Origin of the sequence: Acinetobacter sp. WCHA39 (assembly GCF_002165385.1) — a bacterium.
In the GTDB taxonomy this organism is placed as follows: domain Bacteria; phylum Pseudomonadota; class Gammaproteobacteria; order Pseudomonadales; family Moraxellaceae; genus Acinetobacter.
In genome coordinates this window covers 1-7,207 of sequence record NZ_NHRP01000061.1, presented here as the reverse complement: position 1 = coordinate 7,207, position 7,207 = coordinate 1, and the positions used below count along the sequence as shown (strand labels likewise).

The following is a 7,207-nucleotide window of genomic DNA, read 5'->3' as shown; positions in this document are numbered from 1 at the left end:
AGAGCAGCGTGGCCAAGTATGAAAAATCCAGTAGATGCAGATCGAATTCGAGCTGCTTTTAAGGCAACGCAAGGGATCGTGGAGCATGAGTTTGAGCAGCATGTGATTGATGCCAGTCAAGTGTATGTCGATGCGATGATTGAGCGGATTGCTTCAGGTGAGTCGACCTTTGAGGAGGAAGATGAGGTGTTAATGATGAAGTGGCGAGCTATGAATGCCTTACAGGATAAGGATTCATAGCTTCGTATAAGGCGTATTATGTTAATTTTAGGATAACTTACTGAATGTCAATTTCCTTTTACATCTTTAGAGCATAGTGGATGTGACTCTGATTCAAAGAAAAATAATTCTAATTGAGGTGTTCTTCTCAATAAACGTGCTTCAAAAAATTTTACAAGTCTTTCCTTTTCATCTTGATGCAGACCTGAATAAATAGATATTGCTACATACGTCAACTTTTCATTTGCGACAATAGCATCGACTAGATGTTGATCATAAGTGGGATCAAGTCCTTGACCTATTACAACCAAACCATTTTTTATTTTTGATAGTTCTTTATAACAAAAATTCAAGTAACTATTTGATTCTATTTTACTTAATTTATATTTACTAGTTCCTTCAGTAATAAACAAAGGTAGAGCTGTATTTAGTTCAGTAAATTTGTAGCTATCAATTTCTGGCAAATTATCTGATGCACCAAGTAATTTATGAATGCCAGATGCAAGATTAGTTTGAAGATGTAAAGCACCATGTAAATAATAGAAGGCTGTGACTTGAGCTGGATAAAAAATATTTACGTTTCTAGAATCAAATGTATTGTTCCTCCAAAAAAAATCCACTTGCTTGTTAGAAGAGATAGTATTAAAAACGCTCCAGTAAGGAATTAAGTCATAACAAGTCGTAAATACTTTTCTAAAATTAGTCAGTTCTTTTCCAATAATTTCTTTTTTCAATTTAGAAAATGGAATATGTGTTGAATGCACTGTATTAAAAAGATTTTCCCTAACATTGTCATATAGTTGTAGTACTTCTTCAGTGTTCTCACCTAAAGATTCTTTTACAAGTGCAGTTGTTAATAGTGCTTTTAATACTTCTTCAAAATTTGTAGTTTTCAGATCATTAAATATTTTTAACACCGATTTTTTTAAAATTGGCTCAATCATTTCTTCTTGAGAAAAATTGAGTAAGGAAGTATAGGAGTAATTTTCCCAAATATTACAACTGAAACCATTCCCCAATAGTAAATTATCCCAAACATATTCTTTGCCTAGAATTTCTTGCCAAGTTAAAATCATAGTAATTAATTGAAAAATAATGATTTTATAATAATAGTGTAAAAATATAATCTAAGTAAATCACCATCTATCTATAAAGCTTAATAGTAGATCAAAATATTCTTAATTCGACAAAACCATGTGGCATATCTAGTATATAAGCACTTATTAAAGCACCTTTAAAAGTCTTTTAAAAGCACTAATAGTATGCTAGGATTTATTTAACAATGAGGATTGTTATATGAATTCTGAATTAGAAGATCTAGAACTTGATGCTTTATTAGAAGATCTGCAAAGAGATTCTGATGAACTAGATAAGCTATATCTAGAGTTTGATAAAATAGATGTAGAGCTTGATACATTACTTGGGCTAGATGAAAAAAAACTTCGAAAACTAGAATCTATTAAGCAAATTAGAAGTATAAAAAAAGTTTTAGAAGTTTTAACTAGCGTACTTGATAGACCGACTATTAATAAAAGACAATTTTTTATTGTTTTAAATAAGTTTAGTAGCTCTTTCCTTAAATTAAAGAAACTATCTAAAAAAATAATTTTAATAAATTATTTCAAACATTTAATTGAAGTATTTCAAACGATAAAACATGAGAACCATGTCGTACTGCTTCAACCCAGACTCCAAGCTATTAACTCTATAAGGGTGTAATCATGACTCAACTAATCCATGCACGAATGACTGCAAGTATTACTGAACTCAAGAAAAGTCCTATGGATACTGTATTAGCAGGTAAAGGAGAAGCTGTTGCAATTCTCAACCGTAATACACCTGCTTTCTACTGTATCCCTGCTGAACTATACGAAACTATGATTGAACAGCTAGAAGACTTAGAACTTAATCAAATTGCAGATACTCGTGTGAACCAAAAACGCATTCGAGTAAATATAAATGAGTTATGAGCTAGACTTTTTAGAAGAAGCATTAGAAGAATGGAGTAAGCTTAATCCCAGTATTAAGCAGCCATTGAAAAAGAAACTGATGAAGGTCTTAGAGAATCCTAGAGTCCCTAAGAATAAGCTATCAGGGCATTCTAACCGATATAAAATCAAACTTCGTAGCATTGGCTATCGTTTGGTTTATGAGGTTATAGATAATGAGGTTGTTGTATTAGTAATTGCTGTAGGCAGACGTGAAAATAATGCTGTCTATAATTCAGCAGACTTACGACAATCTTGAGTATTAAGGGGGATGATTAAATTTAATCATCCCCCTATTATTTAACATAAAATCTCATATTCGAAATGAAAAAACCCCGACATCCTGTCGGGGTTTTTCGTATTTGGTACTAGGGTCAACTCCTGTCATCCCTCGCGTCCTGTCGCTGATCTTATTGTTGTTATGTGGAACATCCTGTTTTCGATGAAGCCATAATATGCAATCTGATGGTGTCTGCCTATTGGTGATTTTCTTGAATGCCTGTACGCCAGAACGTACATGGAGATATCCTTAAATTATCCCAAGAATTGTCCGCAGGAAATGGGGATAATTTCAGAAATGAGAGCCTTTAGAAATCAGGAAAATTTGGATTTTTGAATATTTTTTAACCAATTTTATTGGCTAAAAGTGACAAAAGTGCTTAAAAAGCAGCCGACTTGTTTCTGTGTCGGCTTTTTGGTGTTTTTTAGGATTATGTAAAATTTACAAATGATTGATTTAATTAAAATAATTGAGAATGGTTTCGCATAACCGCCATTATGTTAAGTGGTTAATATTAAATTGCTAAAGAATTTTTTTCATAGGTCTATTTATTTGAAAAAATATTATTTATTCTATCAATTGATGAGATATGTAATATGTAAGTTAATTTAAATATATTTAAATTATAAAATGATTATTAATCAAGGAGTTATCATGATTCCAATAATAATAGCAAAAATAGAAACTGATCCAACTTATACAAACCATAGTGCTGTATCTGATTTAGTAGATATATTTACGTCAGTGTATGCCCTTGCTGAGAATGTCGACTATCTGCGTACAATTTATGATTATTTACGTACTCAGCCAGAGTTAAGTAAAGCTTTATTTAATGAATTGATTAAAAGGCATAATGAAGCATCTTTAATATCTGATTCAACCAAGTATATACCAGGATGTTGCTGCTGTGGACTTGATCCTTATGAACCTGAGAGACAATTAGGTAGAGATATTAATACTCTTGAAGAGGGACTAATTGCTTCTTCAAGTATTGATATAAAGTCTGTAAATTTTTTGAAAAATTTAGCAGCTTATAGAGATCTTGCTCATGATCGCTCTCATTCGATTAGCGTAATGAAAAATGAAAAATTGAAAATAGGAGGAGAATTACTAAATTACTTAACATCCCCGAATCAGATCGGCGAATCTGAGGCAGATTATATTTATGCTGTATTAGAAAGAAACGAATGCATTGGAGAAGATCTATTTGAGTATCTATTTTCTGTAGCTCGTTTGGCTACCGTGGCAATCCGACCAACCATTGAAGATAGTCCTGTTGTTGCTGCCATTAAAACACTCTTTATTAATAATGAGGTTTCAAGTGGTGGTGGTGGTGGCGGTGGTGGTGGTGGTGGTGGTGGTGGTGGTGGCGGTGGCGGTGGCGGTGGCGGTGGTTGCTGCTGTTGTTGTTGTTGTTGTTGCTGTGGAGGAGGTTGTTAGTTGAATAAAACTAGTAATATTGAAAGTAATAGTTTTTCAATTCCTGTTCCTGAAAACTTTCCTAAAACTATTCCACTAACTAGCTATCGTGTAATTCAATTATCCAACGATTTATATTTTGCAATACAAGAAGTATCTAATGACCCCCTATGTCCCAATGGTATTTTTTCTATATCTGTAGCTGTAGATAGGAGCGTATTAGCAGCATTGACGAGAGCAAGATATGAGGCCGCAGAAAGGTTTGCGCTTGCTGCGGTACTCGGTGGACACAAATTTATTAATTGTTTAGAAATCGATCCAAGTGATATTTTTGAATTTTCGATTCAGCTAAATTCACCTCTTAATGGGAGAGGAAGGTCTTTTGACAGCCTATTCCTTGAATTTACAGAAGTATTTAATACAGAAAAGAAATATGTAGCTATTGCCGATGTTTTTGCACCTTATCCCATAGGAAGTGAGGAATGTAGCTGGCATCCGTCAACTAATGGCGTTGCTGTCGGAACTAGCTATGAATCCGCAAAGCTTGCAAGCTTTACGGAATTCCTAGAACGACATTCAATTATGAAATATTGGTATAATGAAAAGAGTTCATATATTGTCGAACAACATGAATTACAAAATATAGCAGCTATAGAAGTAGCATATTTAAATACTCTCGATTACGATTTAACATGCCTTGAAATATCTACACTTTCTTCATTTTTTGTAATATTAATCTTTGCTAAAAACCGTTCTTATAACTATCCATATGTTGTATGTGCAGCTGGTTCAGCAATGACATTGCAAGGTGCTGTTAGAAAAGCAGTACAAGAGACAATTCAAACATTGATAGCAAGTGCAGGGCAAACAGATCAATTCTTAAAATGGAAGCATAGTGGTGAAATGATTAATTCTCTTGATCATCGCATGTATTTTTATGCAGACCCTTCCAAAAGTGATTTGATTGATCAAGTGCTTCTTGATATTACTCTCAAATCTAACAAGTTAAAGAACAGACCAAATAATATAGGAACATTTTCATTTGAAAGCTTGCAACAATTAGGAGATGACGTTGCATTTTTAGATATCACTCCAACAGCTTGGAATGGAGTATTACATTGCGTACGTTGCTATTCATCAACTATGTTTCCCCTCTTAGTTTCTGAAAACATGGTTACAAATGATTGTAAAATAAATTTGAAGAGCCGTTTGGGGCTACCTCATCCATTTCCATGAAGGAGAGATTTTTCTATTATTAATAGTAATTAGTTATATAAATATCCACAATGTTATTAATTATAAAGACTCCCTAAAATTAACATAATACACCTTATGCGAAATACTTGAACTTTTCCTTTTCACATCAATATCTTAAAGTAAGCCGTTCTTGGGTTCAGCGCACTGGAACGGCTTTTTCGTGACTATTCACGTTCCACGTATGTTTTTTAATCAATGTTCCATATTCTTGTTTAGCTCAGTTGAACAATCGCCTTAACCATTTGGTAAGAAAAAGCGACTCAGAAAGCCTCTTTTTTGAGGTTCTGGCTCGATATGTTCTGGTATAGGAATCCTTGGGTTTTGAAGTTCTTGTTCTGGTTTTGCCTCATTTTCTTTTGATTTAGTGGTGTTCTGCTCACGACTTGTATTTGGGTCGATAGATGGTGCTATATCAGGGTCTATAGACGTAGTGATATTAGGTTTAGGAGCTTCTAATAAGCGCTGCATAGCTTCAATCTGTTCTTGGTAGAAAGATTCTCTTTCTAATGACTGATTTTCTCTAAGTAAAGCTTGATTCAATTGTTTTTCAAGTATGTCAACTTGACGTTTTAATAAGTCAACTTCAGTCAAATTTTGACTGTTAATTGATTGACTTTGATTTACATTAATATCTTTCTTTTGTGGTTCACCAAATACTCTTAAGGCTTCAACAAAGTCAATTAAACCATCAGAACCTTTTGATAAATTCCCTTTATTTATATGTGCATAGATAGCTTGCCTTGAATATCCATACAACTTAGCTAATTCTGAAACTGATAATTTTTTCATGTTGTAAACTGAGTTTATGTTTGGTTAATACTTTACTATTAAATTGACAATGTCAATTTACAAGGTTACTTAAAACCTAGAGCTGACAGGTATGATGCATATTCTTTGATTTTTGTAGGGTTCATTAAATCATTAGATATTCTGTCTGTGAAATCATCATAACTTTCTCCTGCTTTACTATATTTTGAGGAAAAACTTGGGCTGTATGCTAATTTACTTGAGAACAATTGAATTTGTTTTGGTGTCAACTTACTTACAAGCTCAAGCTGTTCCCCCTTATGTTTAGCTAAGGTTTTGGCAGTTGTCTTTGATTTAAAAGAAAAACTGTAGCCTGAAATAGATCGTCCAGTTTTATGCTGTTCAGATTTCACCTTAATGTCTGTGAACGTATTTATTTGGGATATAGCTATATCTAAGACTCTTCTCTTGAAATTATCAGATCTAATATATTCATCCTCAGCAATTCCAAGTTGTTTCCGAAAGTCTGTGATCTCAAATATGGGGGTTTGGCCTGTAGTTCGCCAAGCAATTAGTAATTCATAGAGTCTAGTTGCATATCTACTTGTCAATTGACTGACTTGCTTTAACTCATAGCTTGTAAACCTTTCTTCTAACCTTGTAATTAAAGGAACTACAGCAGGTGAAAAGATAAGACTTACTGATGCTTCATTATCAATGTAACTGATCTCACTTACCCAACGACTATGAGTAGTTTTGACATTCCCTTTATCTGTTAAAGACTGGTAAGTAAATCTTCTATCAAATAAAACTTTGCTTGCTTCCTTAAGAACAGCATATGCAGTGTGTTTCTCTACTCCAAAATTTTCAATATAGCTCGAAGCATGAATTACCAATGCATCATTAGCATTGATTCCTTTACCTGTTTGTCTTGCTTCTATGATTGCTAGAAGAACTAACCTTTGTTCAACTAAGTCGAGATTATAACTAGCATTAATTAAAGCATTATCTTTGACAATTAAGTCTTTCATTATTCTTATTACTACATAAATATTTGATGTAGTAATACTACATCAAATATTTATGTAGTCAAAGGGTCGATAAACGTAGTGATATGGGTCGATAAACGTAGTGATATGGGTCGATAAACGTAGTGATATGGGTCGATAAACGTAGTGATATAAACTCTAAAACCATTGGTGTGAAAGGCTTTCAGCTGATCTAAAAGCATTAAAAACTATTAAAAATAATTAAAAGCCTAATCTGGTCAAAATTGCCCTTGGTTTTCGCTACGCTC

The 7,207-nt window shown here is 33.3% G+C and carries 9 protein-coding genes; 6 read left to right on the top strand and 3 right to left on the bottom strand.

What is annotated here, in order from left to right:
- Window positions 1–18: 18 nt before the first annotated feature.
- Window positions 19–240 (top strand): hypothetical protein, encoded by a 222-nt coding sequence (locus CDG56_RS16320; protein WP_087548429.1) that lies wholly within the window; start codon window positions 19–21, stop codon window positions 238–240.
- A 47-nt stretch (window positions 241–287) separates the two neighbouring features.
- On the opposite strand, the gene CDG56_RS16315 is transcribed toward CDG56_RS16320, so the two are convergent.
- Complete coding sequence (locus CDG56_RS16315) at window positions 288–1,295, bottom strand: DUF4917 family protein (protein ID WP_087548428.1); 1,008 nt, start codon at window positions 1,293–1,295, stop codon at window positions 288–290.
- Window positions 1,296–1,515: 220 nt separating this feature from the next.
- Here CDG56_RS16315 and CDG56_RS16310 point away from each other — a divergent pair, with 220 nt between their 5' ends.
- The 5 genes from CDG56_RS16310 (at window position 1,516) to CDG56_RS16290 (ending at window position 5,142) form a co-directional block, all read left to right on the top strand.
- Window positions 1,516–1,938 carry a hypothetical protein gene (locus CDG56_RS16310; protein ID WP_087548427.1) on the top strand — a complete coding sequence of 141 codons (423 nt, stop codon included), beginning with the start codon at window positions 1,516–1,518 and terminating at the stop codon, window positions 1,936–1,938.
- Between the two features lie 2 nt (window positions 1,939–1,940).
- Window positions 1,941–2,189, top strand: a complete 249-nt coding sequence (locus CDG56_RS16305; RefSeq protein ID WP_087548426.1) for a type II toxin-antitoxin system Phd/YefM family antitoxin — start codon at window positions 1,941–1,943, stop codon at window positions 2,187–2,189.
- Window positions 2,179–2,466, top strand: coding sequence for a type II toxin-antitoxin system RelE family toxin (locus CDG56_RS16300; RefSeq protein WP_087548425.1), 288 nt, complete (start codon window positions 2,179–2,181; stop codon window positions 2,464–2,466). Before CDG56_RS16305 ends, CDG56_RS16300 begins: the two co-directional genes overlap by 11 nt.
- Before the next feature lie 675 nt (window positions 2,467–3,141).
- Window positions 3,142–3,927, top strand: coding sequence for a hypothetical protein (locus tag CDG56_RS17510; RefSeq protein WP_171295178.1), 786 nt, complete (start codon window positions 3,142–3,144; stop codon window positions 3,925–3,927).
- A complete protein-coding gene (locus tag CDG56_RS16290; RefSeq protein WP_087548424.1) occupies window positions 3,928–5,142 on the top strand; it encodes a YcaO-like family protein in 1,215 nt (404 codons plus the stop codon).
- A gap of 255 nt (window positions 5,143–5,397) precedes the next feature.
- Here the strand turns inward: CDG56_RS16290 and CDG56_RS16285 are convergent, their stop codons facing one another.
- Window positions 5,398–5,952, bottom strand: a complete 555-nt coding sequence (locus CDG56_RS16285) for a plasmid replication DNA-binding protein (protein WP_087548423.1) — start codon at window positions 5,950–5,952, stop codon at window positions 5,398–5,400.
- Window positions 5,953–6,017: 65 nt separating this feature from the next.
- The gene (repM, locus tag CDG56_RS16280) at window positions 6,018–6,941 is read right to left on the bottom strand and encodes a replication initiation protein RepM (protein ID WP_087548422.1); all 924 of its coding nucleotides are present in this window, start codon (window positions 6,939–6,941) and stop codon (window positions 6,018–6,020) included.
- Window positions 6,942–7,207: the final 266 nt, after the last annotated feature.

Coding starts and splice junctions, on each gene's coding strand:
- CDG56_RS16300 (WP_087548425.1), top strand. CDS start 2,179: ATGAGTTATGAGCTAGACTTTTTAGAAGAAGCATTAGAAGAATGGAGT.
- repM (WP_087548422.1), bottom strand. CDS start 6,941: ATGAAAGACTTAATTGTCAAAGATAATGCTTTAATTAATGCTAGTTAT.
- CDG56_RS16315 (WP_087548428.1), bottom strand. CDS start 1,295: ATGATTTTAACTTGGCAAGAAATTCTAGGCAAAGAATATGTTTGGGAT.
- CDG56_RS17510 (WP_171295178.1), top strand. CDS start 3,142: ATGATTCCAATAATAATAGCAAAAATAGAAACTGATCCAACTTATACA.
- CDG56_RS16285 (WP_087548423.1), bottom strand. CDS start 5,952: ATGAAAAAATTATCAGTTTCAGAATTAGCTAAGTTGTATGGATATTCA.
- CDG56_RS16305 (WP_087548426.1), top strand. CDS start 1,941: ATGACTCAACTAATCCATGCACGAATGACTGCAAGTATTACTGAACTC.
- CDG56_RS16320 (WP_087548429.1), top strand. CDS start 19: ATGAAAAATCCAGTAGATGCAGATCGAATTCGAGCTGCTTTTAAGGCA.
- CDG56_RS16310 (WP_087548427.1), top strand. CDS start 1,516: ATGAATTCTGAATTAGAAGATCTAGAACTTGATGCTTTATTAGAAGAT.